The sequence below is a fragment of the Listeria sp. SHR_NRA_18 genome, from assembly GCF_003856515.1.
Classification (GTDB): Bacteria; Bacillota; Bacilli; order Lactobacillales; family Listeriaceae; genus Listeria_A; species Listeria_A newyorkensis.
The window spans coordinates 119,853-135,893 of the sequence record NZ_QPKR01000003.1 but is presented as its reverse complement, the minus strand read 5'-3'; the positions used below and the strand labels follow the sequence as shown (position 1 = coordinate 135,893).

15 protein-coding genes are annotated in these 16,041 nt (G+C 41.4%); 14 read left to right on the top strand and 1 reads right to left on the bottom strand.

Annotation, left to right across the window (positions count from 1 at the left end):
* The first annotated feature begins 14 nt into the window (after positions 1-14).
* Positions 15-1,448 carry an FGGY-family carbohydrate kinase gene (locus DUK53_RS06280; protein WP_036093170.1) on the top strand — a complete coding sequence of 478 codons (1,434 nt, stop codon included), beginning with the start codon at positions 15-17 and terminating at the stop codon, positions 1,446-1,448.
* Positions 1,449-1,498: 50 nt separating this feature from the next.
* Here the strand turns inward: DUK53_RS06280 and DUK53_RS06275 are convergent, their stop codons facing one another.
* A complete protein-coding gene (locus DUK53_RS06275) occupies positions 1,499-2,947 on the bottom strand; it encodes an AcpB/EbpR/MafR family transcriptional regulator (protein WP_036093172.1) in 1,449 nt (482 codons plus the stop codon).
* Positions 2,948-3,166: 219 nt separating this feature from the next.
* On the opposite strand from DUK53_RS06275, the gene DUK53_RS06270 reads away from it, so the two are divergent.
* From DUK53_RS06270 to DUK53_RS06215, 13 genes are all read left to right on the top strand, one after another.
* Complete coding sequence (locus DUK53_RS06270; RefSeq protein ID WP_036093173.1) at positions 3,167-3,886, top strand: Crp/Fnr family transcriptional regulator; 720 nt, start codon at positions 3,167-3,169, stop codon at positions 3,884-3,886.
* 196 nt (positions 3,887-4,082) lie between these two features.
* A complete protein-coding gene (locus tag DUK53_RS06265) occupies positions 4,083-4,799 on the top strand; it encodes a Crp/Fnr family transcriptional regulator (RefSeq protein WP_124892631.1) in 717 nt (238 codons plus the stop codon).
* 264 nt (positions 4,800-5,063) lie between these two features.
* The gene (locus tag DUK53_RS06260) at positions 5,064-7,763 is read left to right on the top strand and encodes an immunoglobulin-like domain-containing protein (RefSeq protein ID WP_103034805.1); all 2,700 of its coding nucleotides are present in this window, start codon (positions 5,064-5,066) and stop codon (positions 7,761-7,763) included.
* Positions 7,764-7,859: 96 nt separating this feature from the next.
* Positions 7,860-8,009 (top strand): immunoglobulin-like domain-containing protein, encoded by a 150-nt coding sequence (locus DUK53_RS18000; protein WP_368656504.1) that lies wholly within the window; start codon positions 7,860-7,862, stop codon positions 8,007-8,009.
* A gap of 286 nt (positions 8,010-8,295) precedes the next feature.
* Positions 8,296-8,793, top strand: coding sequence for a DUF4352 domain-containing protein (locus tag DUK53_RS06255; protein ID WP_036090306.1), 498 nt, complete (start codon positions 8,296-8,298; stop codon positions 8,791-8,793).
* 52 nt (positions 8,794-8,845) lie between these two features.
* A complete protein-coding gene (locus DUK53_RS06250) occupies positions 8,846-10,108 on the top strand; it encodes a nucleotide sugar dehydrogenase (RefSeq protein WP_036090309.1) in 1,263 nt (420 codons plus the stop codon).
* A 98-nt stretch (positions 10,109-10,206) separates the two neighbouring features.
* On the top strand, positions 10,207-10,809 hold the full coding sequence (locus DUK53_RS06245; protein ID WP_236637283.1) for a sugar transferase: 603 nt from the start codon (positions 10,207-10,209) through the stop codon (positions 10,807-10,809).
* Positions 10,810-10,922: 113 nt separating this feature from the next.
* The gene (locus DUK53_RS06240) at positions 10,923-11,702 is read left to right on the top strand and encodes a WecB/TagA/CpsF family glycosyltransferase (protein WP_052164983.1); all 780 of its coding nucleotides are present in this window, start codon (positions 10,923-10,925) and stop codon (positions 11,700-11,702) included.
* Positions 11,686-12,390 (top strand): YveK family protein, encoded by a 705-nt coding sequence (locus tag DUK53_RS06235; protein ID WP_036090311.1) that lies wholly within the window; start codon positions 11,686-11,688, stop codon positions 12,388-12,390. The genes DUK53_RS06240 and DUK53_RS06235 overlap by 17 nt, the downstream gene beginning before the upstream one ends.
* Positions 12,391-13,107, top strand: coding sequence for a CpsD/CapB family tyrosine-protein kinase (locus tag DUK53_RS06230; RefSeq protein ID WP_036090313.1), 717 nt, complete (start codon positions 12,391-12,393; stop codon positions 13,105-13,107).
* Complete coding sequence (locus DUK53_RS06225) at positions 13,097-13,954, top strand: LicD family protein (RefSeq protein WP_036090315.1); 858 nt, start codon at positions 13,097-13,099, stop codon at positions 13,952-13,954. The genes DUK53_RS06230 and DUK53_RS06225 overlap by 11 nt, the downstream gene beginning before the upstream one ends.
* A complete protein-coding gene (locus DUK53_RS06220) occupies positions 13,951-14,388 on the top strand; it encodes an FAD synthase family protein (RefSeq protein WP_036090317.1) in 438 nt (145 codons plus the stop codon). The genes DUK53_RS06225 and DUK53_RS06220 overlap by 4 nt, the downstream gene beginning before the upstream one ends.
* A gap of 108 nt (positions 14,389-14,496) precedes the next feature.
* Entirely contained in the window at positions 14,497-16,029 is a 1,533-nt protein-coding gene (locus DUK53_RS06215) for a lipopolysaccharide biosynthesis protein (RefSeq protein ID WP_036090320.1), read from the top strand.
* The last annotated feature ends 12 nt before the right edge of the window (positions 16,030-16,041 follow it).

Sequence of the window (16,041 nt, the reverse complement as noted above, 5' to 3'; positions counted from 1 at the left end):
AGGTTTGGATACTTATGACGAAGAAATATATTATCGGGATTGATGGGGGTTCGCAGAGCTCGAAGGTTGTTATTTTTGATTTAGAGGGCACGATTGTTTCGGAAGGGAAATGTGAGTTGCAGCCGATGCACTTGGCGGAGAACGGTGTGGTGGAGCATCCGGACGATGATTTATGGGATTCGCTTGTTGTGGCGAGCCGAGCTGCGATGGATTATTTCCCGGGAAATAAAGCGGATATTATCGGGCTGGGATTGTGCACTATTCGGTTTTGCCGGGCGTTGTTGAAGCGGGATGGGAGTTTGGCGTCGCCGGTGATGAGTTGGATGGATGCGCGGGTTTCGAAGCCTTATGTGCATGAGAATGAGGATGTGGCGTATGTGACGACGACTTCGGGGTACATGACGCAGCGTTTGACGGGGGAGTTCGTGGATACGGCGGCGAATTATCAAGGGCAGTGGCCGATTGATACGGATACGTGGGCTTGGAGTGAGGACGATGCTGTAATTGAGCAGTTGGGGATTCCGCGCGAGATGCTATTTGAGTTAAAGATGCCGGGTGATATTTTAGGAGCGGTGACGGGAGATGTTGCGGCTAAACTTGGTATTCCTGAGGGTATTCCGGTAGTCGCAACGGCGAATGATAAGGCGGTGGAGGCACTTGGAGCGGGACTTTTAGCGGAGAATACGGCGCTGATTTCGCTTGGGACGTATATCGCGGCGATGATTCCGGGACATGATAATCCGAAGGGCACGACGGCTTTTTGGACGAATTTTGCATCGACACCGCGGCAGTATCTTTATGAAAGTAATGGGATACGACGCGGGATGTGGACGGTGAGCTGGTTTAAGGAACTTTTGGGCGACGATATTATGCTAAAAGCGCATCAAGATGGGCATTCGGTCGAAGAATTTTTGAATCGAGAGGCACAGCATATTCCGGCTGGTTCGGAGGGCTTGATGACCGTTCTTGATTGGCTAGCACCTGCCGAGGCCCCTTACCGAAAAGGCATGATGATTGGCTTTGACGCCAGGCATACGCGTGCACATATTTACCGCTCCATTTTAGAAGCTATCGCAATGACTATGAAAAACCGTGTGGACGAAATGTGCACAGAGCTTGGCATAACGCTTGAAAACCTTATTATATCAGGAGGTGGCTCCAATAGTGCGCTACTAATGCAGATTTTTGCGGATGTATTTGGCATTCCAACAACGCGAAATGAAGTCAATGGTTCGGCTAGTTTAGGTGCCGCAATTTGCGTCGCCGTTGCCTTGGATATTTATCCAGATTATGAAACCGCAGCTAAAAAAATGATACGTACAGGAAATACATTTGAACCCGATAAATCAAATGTTGCATTATATAGTAGGATAAATCAGGAAGTATACAAGGGTATTACGGATAGTACTGATAACTTGCTAAAAAAAGCAGCTTTGATTTTTCAATAAAAATAGGCACGTCGAGAAAATCGATATTGATTTCCTCGCGTGCTTATTTTCTATACATTTCTGGCTCCGATGATTTGTTCTAATTGATTAAAGTCTCGCTTAGTTGGCGGTACATGCCAGACTAAGACCTTTGTTTGGGAAGATAATTCAACGGGTGCATCGCTAATAATCAAGTCATATTGCGGTGCATGCTCTTTAGGGTCAAGTTCTTCACAAAAAATAAGATATTCTTCAGAGTAATGCTGACGAATCTGCCCCTTCAAATATTCTTCCCACAAAAAACCACTTTTTGAAATAACCTTCACATGCAGGCGTTGTGTAAAAAGTTCATTCATTAAACTAACATTGAATAAATCATGCAAATGTGCTGAAATAACTTTCTTATTATCACGAATAAAAGTATAGTCTGGATGGCGTTCGTATTTTTGAAGTTTCTCTAGAATGGCCTCTATCGTAATAATATCTGGAATAAACTTTTTAGAAAAATGATCGACATCTAAAATAAGGTTTGTCTTTTTCACAAATGTAAAGCGGGTTAAATAATCTAAAATAGCTAGTTTGATTGTATCCGTTTCTTTTAACCTACCATCCAGTAAAGTTACAATATCCTCTGCTAAAATGAAGCGTTGATTTCGGAATTTTTTATGATAGTCAATTCGAAATTTTATTCGTTCCAGGCTAATGTCTGTGAAGGAACACAAGAAACTAATATTCAAAATAATATAGCGTTCCATCAAGCTTACAGGTTCACCCAAAAATTGATCTAAATCACTGAAATCGAGTGTTTTAGAGTCATAGTACATATAAATATCATCAATCGTGCGTTGTTCTTCGGGGGTTAAATCAGCTAAATAACCTTGTTTTATTCGAGTTAAACAAACACAGATTGCAATCGCATACTCCATTCGTGAACTGAGAGAGAAATATACCCCCATTTTAGCTTCAAATTTTTGAATAAATCGATTAATCTGTTCAAAGCTAATTTCGTCACTAATCCAACCGGAATAGGGGTGGCTTTTAATAAATAGGTGGGAAAAATAAAACCGAACATTAATCTCGTTTCCTTCAATTTGCAGCGGTTTATTATTTAATATAAGTCTGCTCCGAGCTAAGAATGTATCAATCTCTTTTAACTTCAAATAAAATGAAGCAGGACTAATAAAGTTTTTTTCTGCCCATTCAGGTATTGTCAATTTATCGTCATTGAAGATGGACACGGAGAGTACGAATAAATCACTATTAGTAATCATATAAGCTTGCAAAAAATCAAAATTAATATCGGGGGCGGCGGTTAAAAATAGACGCCTATCTTCCTCATAAATGTGAGCCAATTCAACTGGACAGGTAGAATTGAATAGCTTTATATCAGCGTTTAATGTATTCAATGAGCACTCCACAGCCACTGTTAATTCTTTTTTGCTCAACGGTTTTTCTGCAAAAAATAATATATTGAGCCATTTTAATTTCCGATAACCAGATGCGGTAATAATATTTTTCATCCTGAAACACCTCCATCTCTTACTTTTATGATAAGATAATCACAAAAAAAGTGCAAATAATAAAATACTTAACATATATAGAAAAATTAGGAGTTCAAAACTTTGCTACATTCTAGTATGGAAAAATCCATTAATCTAGAAAATAGAACTAATATATCCATGATAGTATCGATACTATAGTTATTAAAAGAGACTATAATCAAAAGAAAGAGAGACAAAATGATGAATCAACGAGCAGTAGGAATGAATTTTTTATATAATTCGAGTGTTGTCGAAAAGGAATTTAGCAAAGAAAGATTTCTACAGAGTTTAAGGGAGGATAACGTTTATCCAATTAAAGGGACTATAAAACAGTACGAAAAATACGAACAAATTATGAAGGAATCTGAAGTCGTAGAAGAGATTTTTTTCATTGTGTCAGGATATATTATAGCGTGCGAAGGACAAGCGAGAATTACCTATTTCTACGGAAGTCAGGATATTATTGGCTTGGAAAACCTCATGCTTGAGAAGCCATCTTCGTGTTCCTTTGAAGCCGTTTCAGATAAGGTCAAGGTAATTAAATACAAAAAAGTAGACATTATCGAGAAACTACTAAATACGCAAGAAGGATATCTGTATCATTACGTGTATATGCAAGATCGCGTGACACAGATGGTGAGGCGAGAAGAGTTATTGCGATTACCTTCTGAGGATAGAGTCAGTTTAGCTCTATTTAGGCTGTCCGAAAGATATGGAGAATCAATACCACAATCAGATATCACTGTGTTCCCAAAGCCAATCAACAAAGGCATGCTTGCGAGATATACAAATCTAAATCCCAATACGGTTACTGTTGCTTTCCAAAATCTATACCAAGAAAAAGTACTAACAACCAATCAAAAATCGCTACATGTAGATATATCCAAATTGAAGTCAAAATTGGCGGATATATTATGAAAACAATACATGATCCACAAGAAGACATGGCTACTCGGTTTCGTGTTGTTCTGATCGAAACAGCAAGATTTTATCAAAGGAAATGAAAAAAAGTTGCATTTTTTTAGAAAAATCCGTTTATTCAATCGTCAGCTGGTAAAGTGTAAGTAGGCAAAGGAGAACACCACACAAACTAATTTGAAGGAGGCAAAACAACATGAGACAGAAGGTAGAGATGATGACCCTTTTATACGACCAACGCCATATCGAAAAACAGTTTAGCGAAGAAAAATTCCAAACATTTTTACAAAAGGATACGATTTTTCCACTCGAAGGCACGCGAAAAAAGTACCGAAAAGGCGACATACTGATCGAAGAGGACGATGAGGTAGACGACATCTTTTTCATTGCATCTGGTCACTTAGTTGCCACGAAAAATACCGAAAACGTCATTGATTTTTATGCACATCAAGATGTCATTGGACTGAGTCACCTCTTGTTAGGCAGCCGTTCCGAATACGCTTACCAGGTCATTTCGAACGAACTAACCGTGGTGAAATACGCGAAAGAAGACATCATTGATAACGTCATTAACACGCAAGAGGGCTACTTCTACCATTACGTGCACATGCAAAACCAAGTCGCACGGATGATGGAAAAAGAAGCATTATTACGACTTCCCTCCGAAGAACGCATCAGTCGCGCTATTTGGAAACTCGGAGAAAAATTTGGGCAATCGATGCAAGATGACCCGGATACCATCTGTTTCCCCACCCAAATCAGTAAAGGCATGCTCGCGCAATACACCAACCTTAACCCCAACACGGTCACGAACATCCTCCAAAAACTGCAAGCAGAAGAGATACTCATTTCGACAAAACGAATGATATATTTTGATACCTATAAATTACAAGCAAAATTGGATGTTCAATAAATAGTAACAATTGGGCGAAGCAAGCTCTGGAAATGTGGAAAACAGGCGTACTAAATCCTGATAAGATTAGTCTTGTAACAAGGATGCACCTAGAAAACGAAGAGGAGTGGTTATCTATATATATGAAGTCTTTACCTGTGTGTCTAGTTTTTCTCTAATGAATTGACAAGAAAAATGAATTTGTTATAAATACGCAGATACAGCACAAAAGCCTGCTAAACTAAACGTAAGCCAACAAATAATAAAAGAAAGAAGGAATGAAAAATGAAAATGAAAAAATTAATGAGTGTGGTTGCTTTAACATCAATTATCGGAACAAGTGTGGTCACACCATTTAATGTCTTGGCAACACCAGCAGCAGCATCAGAACAACAAAATAATGTTTCTACCACCAACAAGTTGATACAATTGACATCAGATCGTTTTAAAAACTTACCTTATGGGCTCACTAGCACTTCTTATGTAGAGAGCACGAATAGATACTATTGGTACAGTGGGACGTCTAGAACCAATGATTGGATATCTTTTAATGACGGACAAAGTTTTACAACTGCTCGCGTACACAGCGCATCTAATGCGGGTCATTGGGGACCTTCAGCTATTATTGATACAGAGATAGGGAAGGAATACACCATTTCTGTTGATTACGAAGCGACGTATAGCGCGTATATCTCTGTAGTTGATGCAACGAATAGTAAATCGTTAGGGGTAAGCGCCAGTAATATAGCGAAAACAGGTACACGTACGGTCACATTTACGGCAACAACGACACAGTCACAGGTCAAATTCCTATCATATTCCCCGTCAAGTTCTGGTTTGAATACGACTACGTATTCTAATATTCAGGCAGATAAGTCTGCAAAACAATTGCTGTTAGATAATGTCGCAGTACAAAATGAAGCGCGTGAAGCTGTCAATAATTTATTTGAAAACAAAAACCCACAAGGCAATATTACAGCGACTGTGACAGAAGACAGCATTGCGAATGCCCAAAATCTAGTGGATCAAGTAGTAGATGTAACGAAAAAGGCAGAGCTACAAGCCGATTTAGACAAAGCCAAAGCACAACTAGCAGATAAAGTCGCGAAGGCACAGGCAGAAAAAGAAGCGCAAGATAAAGCCCGTGAAGCCGTCAACAACTTGTTTGAAAACAAAGAGCCAAATGGCACTATCACAACAGGCATCACGCAAGCCGACATCACGAATGCGCAAAACCTCATCAATCAAGTGACCGATGCGGATAAAAAAGCAGCACTACAAGCGGATTTAGAGAAAGCAAAAACACAATTAGCGGACAAAGAAGCACAAGCACAAGCAGAAAAAGAAGCGCAAGATAAAGCCCGTGAAGCAGTCAACAACTTGTTTGAAAACAAAGATCCAAATGGCAACATCACAGTTGGACTAACGCAAGAAGACATCACGAATACGCAAAACCTCATCAACCAAGTGACCGATGCGGATAAAAAAGCAGCACTACAAGCGGATTTAGAGAAAGCAAAAACACAATTAGCGGACAAAGAAGCGCAAGCACAAGCAGAGAAAGAAGCCCAAGATAAAGCCCGTGAAGCAGTCAACAACTTGTTTGAAAACAAAGATCCAAATGGCAACATCACAGCTAGACTAACGCAAGAAGACATCACGAATGCGCAAAACCTCATCAACCAAGTGACTGATACGGATAAAAAAGCAGCACTACAAACGGATTTAGAGAAAGTCAAAACACAATTAGCGGACAAAGAAGCACAAGCACAAGCAGAAAAAGAAGCCCAGGATAAAGCCCGTGAAGCCATCAACAACTTGTTTGAAAATAAAGACCCAAGCGGCAATATCACAACTGGCATCACACAAGAAGACATCACGAATGCGCAAAACCTCATCAACCAAGTGACTGATACGGATAAAAAAGCAGCACTACAAGCCGATTTAGAGAAAGTCAAAACACAATTAGCCGAGAAAGAAGCGCAAGCACAAGCTGAGAAAGAAGCCCAAGACAAAGCCCGTGAAGCCATCAACAACTTGTTTGAAAACAAAGACCCTAAAGGGAATATTCTATCTAGTATCACACAAGAAGACGTTACACATGCACAAAACCTCATCAACCAAGTGACCGATGCGGATAAAAAAGCAGCCTTACAAGCCGATTTAGAGAAAGCGAAACAACAACTAGCGGAGCGCTTAGCAACTACAGGCACCGTGAAAACAGATGCCTTCACGATTGGCACAGACAAATATGTGACAGGCACATACACTGGCGACGTAGCCCGCATCTCCCTTTTCCAAGACGGTATGGAATATAAAGGCGCGACCGTCAAAAATGGCACATTCAGTTTCTACGCCGCTGATAAAAAAATCAAAAAAGACCAAACAATCATCATGGTAGCCTACGATAAATACGGCAAAGAATTATCCCAAGAAAAAGTAACTTTTGTCGTATCAACAGAAGGTAAAATCACACCAAACGAGATGACCATCCCTGGCGACAAAAACATCACAGGTACGTACACAGATGACGTAAAATCCGTCGCTGTGACAATCAACGGTACCGTCTACAAAGGCGGAACAGTAGCCAATGGCGAGTTCAAATTCTACAGCCAAGACAAAATCAAAGCCGCGACAGACAAAGTAAGCATCCAAGCCTTCGATAGCGCTGGGAAATTACTCGATACAAAAACAGTTAAAATCAAAGCACCAGTCGTTGTCACAGCTGGCGACATCACACTGGATACGTACACAATCGGTGACAAAAACATCACAGGCACGTACACAGGCGACGTGAAATCCGTGACAGTCACTGTTAATGGTACAGCTTACAAAGGTGGCACATTCAACGCAGATGGCACATTCAAATTCTACGCACTAGACAAAATCAAAGCAGCAGACGATGTCATCGCCATCCAAGCCTTCGATAAAGCTGGAAAAGTACTCGACACACAAACTATCGTGGCACAAAGTGTAGCAAAATAAAACATCAAAAACCAACCGCTGCTAATGGGGTTGGTTTTTGACTTGCCCATGAGTATGACTGAGCAAATAGCTTTAGCTGTAGTGCCATATTAGAGTATACCTTTAATAGGTTATAAAAACATCGTCGGCACGTTCAAATTCTACGCCATCGACAAAACCAAATCAACAGAACATCCAGTAACCATGCAAGTCTTCGATAAATCTGGTAAATTACTTGATACAAAAACAGTAACCATTCAAAAATAAACCCAATTTCAAGCGAGAAACAGTGTAGCGATATACAACGTTTCTCGCTTTTTTTATGCAAAAGTTCGAAAAATAGTAACAAACAGCAGTTCGAATTCCAATCGGGTGGAAAACAGATCTAAGAATAGCTGATAAGATTAGAAATAGAGCGAAATCACAGCGCTTTTCACATAATTGATAAAAAAAATCATTTATTTATAAAACAGCTGATTTGAGGCTAGTCGATGATAAACTAGTAGTAGATAAAGAACAATTAATTCCAAAACAAGAAAGGAAGAACCATTAAATGAAAAAGAAAAAAATCCTTTTACCCCTATTCGCCCTTACTTTGACACTAGTCATGATTTTAGCTGGATGCGGAGGAACCGCAACACCAACGAGCGATGAAACTAGCAAAACAACGGCAACAACAAGTGATGACGTTGGTAAAACAAGAACGGCAAACGATCTAGAAATCACGCTTACTAATATAGAAATGAAAGACAGCAACGACAATAAAAAAGAAATGGCAAAAATCGATTTCTCCATTAAAAACACTGGCAAAGAAGAATCAGGAGCTGGTGCAGGCGATTTCGTAATCAAGACGAAAGATGGGAAAAAACATCAAGTTTACGGACTAAATGCCAATAACTTTGGAGATGTTATCCAATCAGGTAAAACACTAAAAGGCTCGGGTTATTATGAAATCCCCGCCGGCCAAAAAGAATTCACCGTATTATATGAACCATTTACAGAAATGGCAATAGACAAAATTGAATGGGCAATCACAATTCCCTCTAAATAATGAACGGTAAAAGTCACGGAAGAGCAAAAATACGAAAGGCGGAATTTTATCAATGAAAATTACAGTAGTAGGTCTTGGATACATCGGATTACCAACAGCGATTCTTTTTGCAAAGTACGGCAACACAGTGACAGGTGTGGATTTATCTCCAATCATGACAGAAAACCTGAACATGGGTCATCTTCATATAGAAGAACCAGGTTTGGAAGAAGATTTGAAACAAGCACTTGCTCTTGGTAATTTTCACGCGAGCACAGTACCAGTCAGCGCAGATGCGTACATTATCGCTGTTCCGACCCCAAACAAAGATGATCTATATAAATCATGTGATACAGCCTACATTGAGTCAGCGCTGGCAAGCATCATGCCCCACTTGAAGAAAAACGATACCATCATCGTCGAGTCTACGATTGCCCCGCGAACCATGGCAGATGTTGTTCAACCAATGATTGAAAACGCAGGCTTTACAGTCGGCGAAGATATTTATCTAGCACACTGTCCCGAACGCGTTTTGCCGGGAAACATCATGCACGAACTCGTTCACAATCCGCGAATCATCGGAGGCATCACAGCAAAATGTACCGAGAAAGCCGCGGCAGTATATGGTGCTTTTGTAGAAGGCGAAATTATCAAGGCTGAGGCTGGCGAAGCAGAACTAAGTAAACTAATGGAAAACACGTACCGCGACGTCAATATCGCACTCGCAAACGAACTTGCAAAAATCAGTAATCACCTCGAAATTGATGCTTTGCGCGTGATTGAAATGGCAAATAAGCATCCACGCGTAAACTTACATCAGCCAGGACCAGGTGTTGGCGGACACTGTTTAGCGGTAGATCCATATTTCGTTATCGCCGCAGCACCAGAACAATCACCGCTCATGCAAACAGCGCGTGCAGTAAACAACAGCATGCCAGCTCATGTCGTATCACAAGTGAAGTCATTGATGGCAGAACAAGACGGCAACCGCGTAACGATTTTTGGCCTCACTTATAAAGGAAACATCGACGACACACGCGAAAGTCCAGCTATGGAAATCAAAGATATGTTAATCAAATCAGGATTTGACGTGAAAGCTTTTGATCCTCACGTTGCATCTGAAATTTTAACAGGTGAAGAAGCTTGTGAAGATAGTTCATTGCTTCTTGTTCTAAGCGATCACAGCGAGTTCCGTGAGATTCCAGCGAGTTATACAGACCAAATGCGCACGCCAATTCTATTCGATACGAAAAACATGGTTCAGACGGTCAGTGATGATGTCACTTACTTGAATTACGGCAATTTGCACACAAAAAAACAAGCAATATCAATCTAAAACGAAGGACGTGAACGAAGGTGGAGAAAGTAGATTTTAAAATAGCACAGACCCTACCTCAATTTTCAGAAAAACCTCGTACATCACATGAAAAACCAATACACGACAAGGTGTGGCGCCTATTGGACTTCATCGCCGCAATCTTAGCGCTCATCATTTCAGCGCCAGTGCTCCTGATTATTTCTGCAAGTATCAAACTCGAAAATTGGAAAGCCCCCGTATTTTTTAAACAGAAACGTGTAGGTAAGGACGGAAAAACTTTTTATATGTATAAATTCCGTTCGATGTATGTCGATGCAGAAGCGCAACTTGCAAAACTCCAAGCGCAGAACGAAATGGAAGGTCACATGTTCAAAATGAAAGATGACCCAAGAATCACGAAAGTCGGTAAATGGATTCGCAAAACGAGCCTCGATGAATTTCCACAGTTTATGAACATCTTAAAAGGCGACATGTCCTTCGTCGGACCACGCCCACCGCTAACGACAGAATATGAAAACTACACGAACCATGAAAAGAAACGTATGCTTGTCACGCCAGGATGCACAGGGTTATGGCAAGTTAGCGGTCGGAATAACGTAAGCTTTCACGAAATGGTGGAATTAGACTTGAAATACATCCAAAAAAGATCCATCCGCCTCAATATCAAGATTTTACTCCTAACCTTCAAGGAATTTACCGGTAAAGGAAGCGGAATGTAACCCATCCGTCCGAACTATTGACAAAAAGTATCAATTATCTGGAATATACCAAATGTCAACACATTTCCTGTTACACTTGTAGTACAAGAAAGAACAAGAAAGGATGAACGCAAATGAGAACCCAGTTGCTTGGCAGTAACTTAGATTGCTTAACCTTATCAGAAACTTTAATACGAATAGAAACAATAATCAAAACAAGAATCCCCACACAGCACGTTGTCATTAACGCAAACAAAATTAATTTAATGTACGAAGACGCCAAACTAAGAGATATTGTCAACGCATCTCCTCTCATCAACGCGGACGGCTCCTCGATTGTTTTAGCAGGAAAGCTACTTGGACAAGAGATTCCAGAACGTGTGACCGGTATTGACCTATTTGAAAAATTACTCGAAATTAGTAATGAAAAAGGATACCGCCCGTATTTTCTCGGAGCGACCCAAGAAGTTATCGAAAAAATCGAATCACACTACAAACAAAAATATCCAAATATGTCCTTCGCAGGATTCCGAAATGGCTATTTCCAACCCGAAGAATCAGCAGACATCGCCGACACAATCCGTGAAAGTAAAGCAGACGTACTATTCCTAGCCTTTTCCAGCCCACAAAAAGAATACTGGGCAAGCGAGCATCTACAAAGACTCGACGTACCATTCGTGATGGGCGTAGGCGGTAGCTTCGACGTTATCGCAGGCAAAACGACCCGCGCCCCACAGTGGATGCAAAAAGCTGGATTAGAATGGTTTTACCGCTTTATTCAAGAACCACGTCGCATGTTCCGCCGTTACTTCCTAGGCAACTTACAATTCTTAAACCATATCAAAAATGAAAAAGTAAAGTCATGGAAAGCCACTCGTTATCAAGGAAGGAGACAAAATGAAAGAAACTATTAGTATCAAAGCTATTTTTCAGATCATTAAGCGACACTTGTTGCTTTTAATAAGTACAGCCGTTGTCGGAATCCTCGTCGCAGGTGTCGCCCTCACATTTCTCATCACCCCAATGTACGAGGCGAAAACGCAAATTCTAGTTACACAAACCGTGCAAGATGCAGGTGTCAATAACATCCAAACATCCGAAGTACAAGCCAACATCCAGCTCGTTAATACCTACACAGCCCTACTCACAAGCCCTCGAATCCTCGATGATGTGGCAAACAAACTAGGTGGAGACTACACAGCAGGCAAGCTCATGGGGAAAATCACAGTCGGTAGTCAGCACAATTCCCAAGTCATCAACGTCAGCGTACAAGACGAAGATCAAGCCCAAGCAGCACTGATTGCCAACGCAGTCGCCGAATCCTTCGCAAAAATTACACCAGACGTGATGAACGTCAACAACATCGATATCCTAGCCAAAGCAACCGTTGCAGAAAATCCAAAACCAGTTAGCCCGAGCCCAATCCTACTTATCGGTGGTGGCGCAGTCGGCGGACTTATGATCGGTTTTGTCATCATGGTTATCCGCGTTATCTTCAACACGAAATTCAAAGACGAAACAGATGTCATCGAAGAACTAGGCATTCCGTTACTTGGAAATATCGCTAAGATTCCAGAAAATCACGAGGAAGGGTGGAAATAAATGAAAAAATCAAAAAAGAAATCAAAAGCAGAAACTCGCCACAGACGCCAGAAAAGCACAGAGCCGCAAAAATTAGTAGCCAAATTAAGCCCGAAGTCACCACACTCTGAGTTATTCCGATCTATCCGTACAAACATTGAGTTCTCAAGCGTTGATAAAGTCATGAAATCCATCTTAATCACATCCTCTGAGCCCGATTCAGGAAAATCCATCATCTGTGCTAACTTAGCCGTCGTATTCGCCCAACAAGGCAAGAAAACACTACTCATCGATGCCGATTTACGTAAACCAACCGTGAAAAAAATCTTCCCAGGAGCCGCATCACACGGTTTAACAGGGATTTTGACGAATAAAATTACGGTCAGCGAAGCGATTTGCGAGACAGATGTAGAGGACTTATACGTGTTACCAGCAGGCATTGTTCCCCCAAACCCATCGGAGCTACTAGGTTCTGAGAAAATGAAGCAAGTATACGCCGAGCTTTACGAACTATTTGACCAAATCATCTTTGACACACCGCCAATTCAACTCGTTGTGGATGCGCAACTTCTCTGTTCCTTCGTTGATGGCTCGATTCTACTCGTTCGTAGCGACCATTCTTCAAGAGAAAACAGCAAAAAAGCATTAGAAAAACTACGAAGCGGAAGCGCTCACGTGATTGGCAGTATTTTCAACAACCAAAAAATGAAAATGGAAGGATACTATTATGCCAACTAAGGTAAATAATGGAGACCATTTAACAACAGAAATGTTCGAACAACTGAAAAAAATCGAATTGAGCATTTTATTGGATGTGGCGATGCTTTGCGAGAAGCACAACCTGACTTACTACCTTATCGGCGGCACGCTGCTCGGCGCAATCAGACATGACGGCTTTATCCCATGGGACGACGATATCGACATCGCGATGCCACGCAAGGACTTCGAAACGTTCCAGAAAATCGCGAAAACCGAACTACCCGAATCCTTGTTTTTACACTACGGAACGACCGATTCAGAATATTATCTCCCAATCATCAAAATTAAGAAAAACGGTACGGTATTCGAGGAAGAAAGTGCATCGCCAAACATCAAGCATAAAGGCATTTTCATCGATATTTTTCCACTCGACAACGCCAAAAAGAATTCTGGTTTCTTTTTTCACACAAAAGGACGGATTTTAAAAGAGCTCAAAAGCTTGCTATTTTTGAAAGTGAATGAAAAAACAACGTTACACACCGTTGTACCATGGAAAAAGGTCGTATTAGCCATTTTAAAACCAGTCCCGACAAGCGCCATTTTCCGAATACTGACAAGTTTCATGCAAAGCAACACCGACGATAATTCATCATACTACGTCAACTACGGCAGCCAATACGGTTACAAAAAACAAACGATGCCAAAAACAATGTACGACCCGACCGCGACAACCGAGTTCGAAGGATACACATTCCAAATTCCAGGCAACACCACACAACTGTTAGAACGCATCTACGGAAAAAACTACATGGATCTGCCACCTGTCGAAAAACGCATCACCCACAAACCGAAACGAATCCAATTGAAAGAGGAGATTAATTTATGAAAAAATATAGCGTAGGCCTTACTACAGGCGTATTTGATCTATTCCATGTCGGACATTTAAACATCCTGAAAAACGCCAAAGCACAATGCGACATCCTAATCGTTGGTGTGAGTACAGACGAGTTTGTTCAAGCATACAAACACAAAACGCCAGTCATCCCATTCGCTGATCGTAAAGCGATTGTTGAAGCCTTGCAGTACGTTGATCTAGTTGTTCCCCAAACGAGCCATGAAAGCAAGCTGAACATGATCGACAACCATAATATCGACGTGATGTTCCACGGTAGCGATTGGAAAGGCAGCCCAACATTCAACAAACTAGAAGCAGAATTCAAGCGTCGCAACGTTGATATCGTGTACTTTGACTACACAGCAGGCGTATCCTCCACAAAACTCGTCGAAACAATCCAACAAGAGCCCAGACTCGTTGTCTAAGTTTCCGAACATTTGACAAAACCTATCAAACATCTGGAAAATCCCTGTTTTGGAGGGTTTTCCTGATAAACTTAAGGTAACAAATAAAAGAAAGGAAGTGTGACCCGATTGGCAAAAACAAAAACAGCATTCGTTGCTAAAAACCTCCTGATTGGCAGCGGGACACAAGTCATTTTCTTAATTTTAAGTTTCATCAACCGAACCGTATTCATCTACTTCTTAGGCAAAGAATACCTTGGACTCGACGCCTTGTTCACCAACATCCTGATGGTCCTCTCCTTCGCAGAACTTGGCATCGGAAACGCCATCATTTTTAGTCTTTATAAAAGTATGGTAGACAAAAATAAAGCCCGAATCAAAGCCATCATGGCACTTTACGCCAAAGCTTATCGCATCATCGGGCTCACCGTTTTCATCGTCGGATTACTGATCATGCCCTTTCTAAACCTATTCATTAAAAATCCGCCGAACATCCCAGAAAACATCTACATTATCTACTTCCTATTCCTACTAAACACCGCGATTTCCTACCTGTTTTCCTACAAAAAAGCAATTTTCTCCGCGGATCAAAAAGAATATGTCATCAACGTGAGCCAACAAATTTTCTTCCTCATCCAGTCAGTCGTGCAACTCACGTACCTATATATCACACGCGACTACATCGGCTTCATCGTCATCCAAGTCGTCGGCACATTTGGCCTCAACGTTTTCCTAGCCATCTACGCCAACAAGAAATACGCCTACCTCAAAGGAAAAACGACAGAAAAACTCGAAAAAGCAGAAGTCAAAACCATTTTTCAAAACGTTAAAGCACTCGCGATGTATAAATTCGGCTCCATCATCATGAATGGAACGGACAGCATCATCATCGCCGCTTTTCTCGGACTTAGCGTCGTCGGTATCTACTCCAACTACCTACTCATCATCGCCGCAGTCGTAACCGTCCTATCTCGCGCACTGAACTCGATTACAGGCAGTATCGGACATCTCAATAACGCAAACGATGACGCGAAGAAAGAACAAGTTTTCAAGCAACTATTTTTCATTGTCGCGTGGATCTACTTCTTGCTTTCCATCATCCTATTCAACGTTATCAACCCATTCATCACATTATGGATCGGTGAAAGCTTCATACTAGGAACTGGTACGGTGCTAGCCATCGTCGGAAGCTTCTACGTCAACGGCATGCAATTTCCAGGTTACACGTACCGAACCACGATGGGACTTTTCCGCCAAGGTCGTTACGTTCCAATCGCGATGGCCGTCCTAAACATCATCCTGTCCATCATCTTCGCCATCCATTTCGGCCTAACCGGCGTCATCGTTGCAACCATCATTTCAAGACTCGTAACGACAACGATCATTGACCCATACCTCGTTTACCGTTTCGGCTTCAAAAAGAAAGTCGGCAGCTACTTCAAAATGTATCTCGGTTACGCAGTTATCACCGCTATCGCATTTGCCGCCTCGATTCCTGTTATGAACTGGATCTACCAAGGCACATGGCTCACACTCATTCTCGGCGCAGGAACACTGTTCATTCTGTTAAACATCACTTACTTCGCGATTTTCTACAAGAAAGCCGAGTGCCAAGCCATTATCCGCCGCGTCAAAAGTATAGTGAAACGTCAATTAGCCTAGTATAAAATAATC

Coding starts and splice junctions, on each gene's coding strand:
- DUK53_RS06280 (WP_036093170.1), top strand. CDS start 15: ATGACGAAGAAATATATTATCGGGATTGATGGGGGTTCGCAGAGCTCG.
- DUK53_RS06275 (WP_036093172.1), bottom strand. CDS start 2,947: ATGAAAAATATTATTACCGCATCTGGTTATCGGAAATTAAAATGGCTC.
- DUK53_RS06270 (WP_036093173.1), top strand. CDS start 3,167: ATGATGAATCAACGAGCAGTAGGAATGAATTTTTTATATAATTCGAGT.
- DUK53_RS06265 (WP_124892631.1), top strand. CDS start 4,083: ATGAGACAGAAGGTAGAGATGATGACCCTTTTATACGACCAACGCCAT.
- DUK53_RS06260 (WP_103034805.1), top strand. CDS start 5,064: ATGAAAATGAAAAAATTAATGAGTGTGGTTGCTTTAACATCAATTATC.
- DUK53_RS06255 (WP_036090306.1), top strand. CDS start 8,296: ATGAAAAAGAAAAAAATCCTTTTACCCCTATTCGCCCTTACTTTGACA.
- DUK53_RS06250 (WP_036090309.1), top strand. CDS start 8,846: ATGAAAATTACAGTAGTAGGTCTTGGATACATCGGATTACCAACAGCG.
- DUK53_RS06240 (WP_052164983.1), top strand. CDS start 10,923: ATGAGAACCCAGTTGCTTGGCAGTAACTTAGATTGCTTAACCTTATCA.
- DUK53_RS06235 (WP_036090311.1), top strand. CDS start 11,686: ATGAAAGAAACTATTAGTATCAAAGCTATTTTTCAGATCATTAAGCGA.
- DUK53_RS06230 (WP_036090313.1), top strand. CDS start 12,391: ATGAAAAAATCAAAAAAGAAATCAAAAGCAGAAACTCGCCACAGACGC.
- DUK53_RS06225 (WP_036090315.1), top strand. CDS start 13,097: ATGCCAACTAAGGTAAATAATGGAGACCATTTAACAACAGAAATGTTC.
- DUK53_RS06220 (WP_036090317.1), top strand. CDS start 13,951: ATGAAAAAATATAGCGTAGGCCTTACTACAGGCGTATTTGATCTATTC.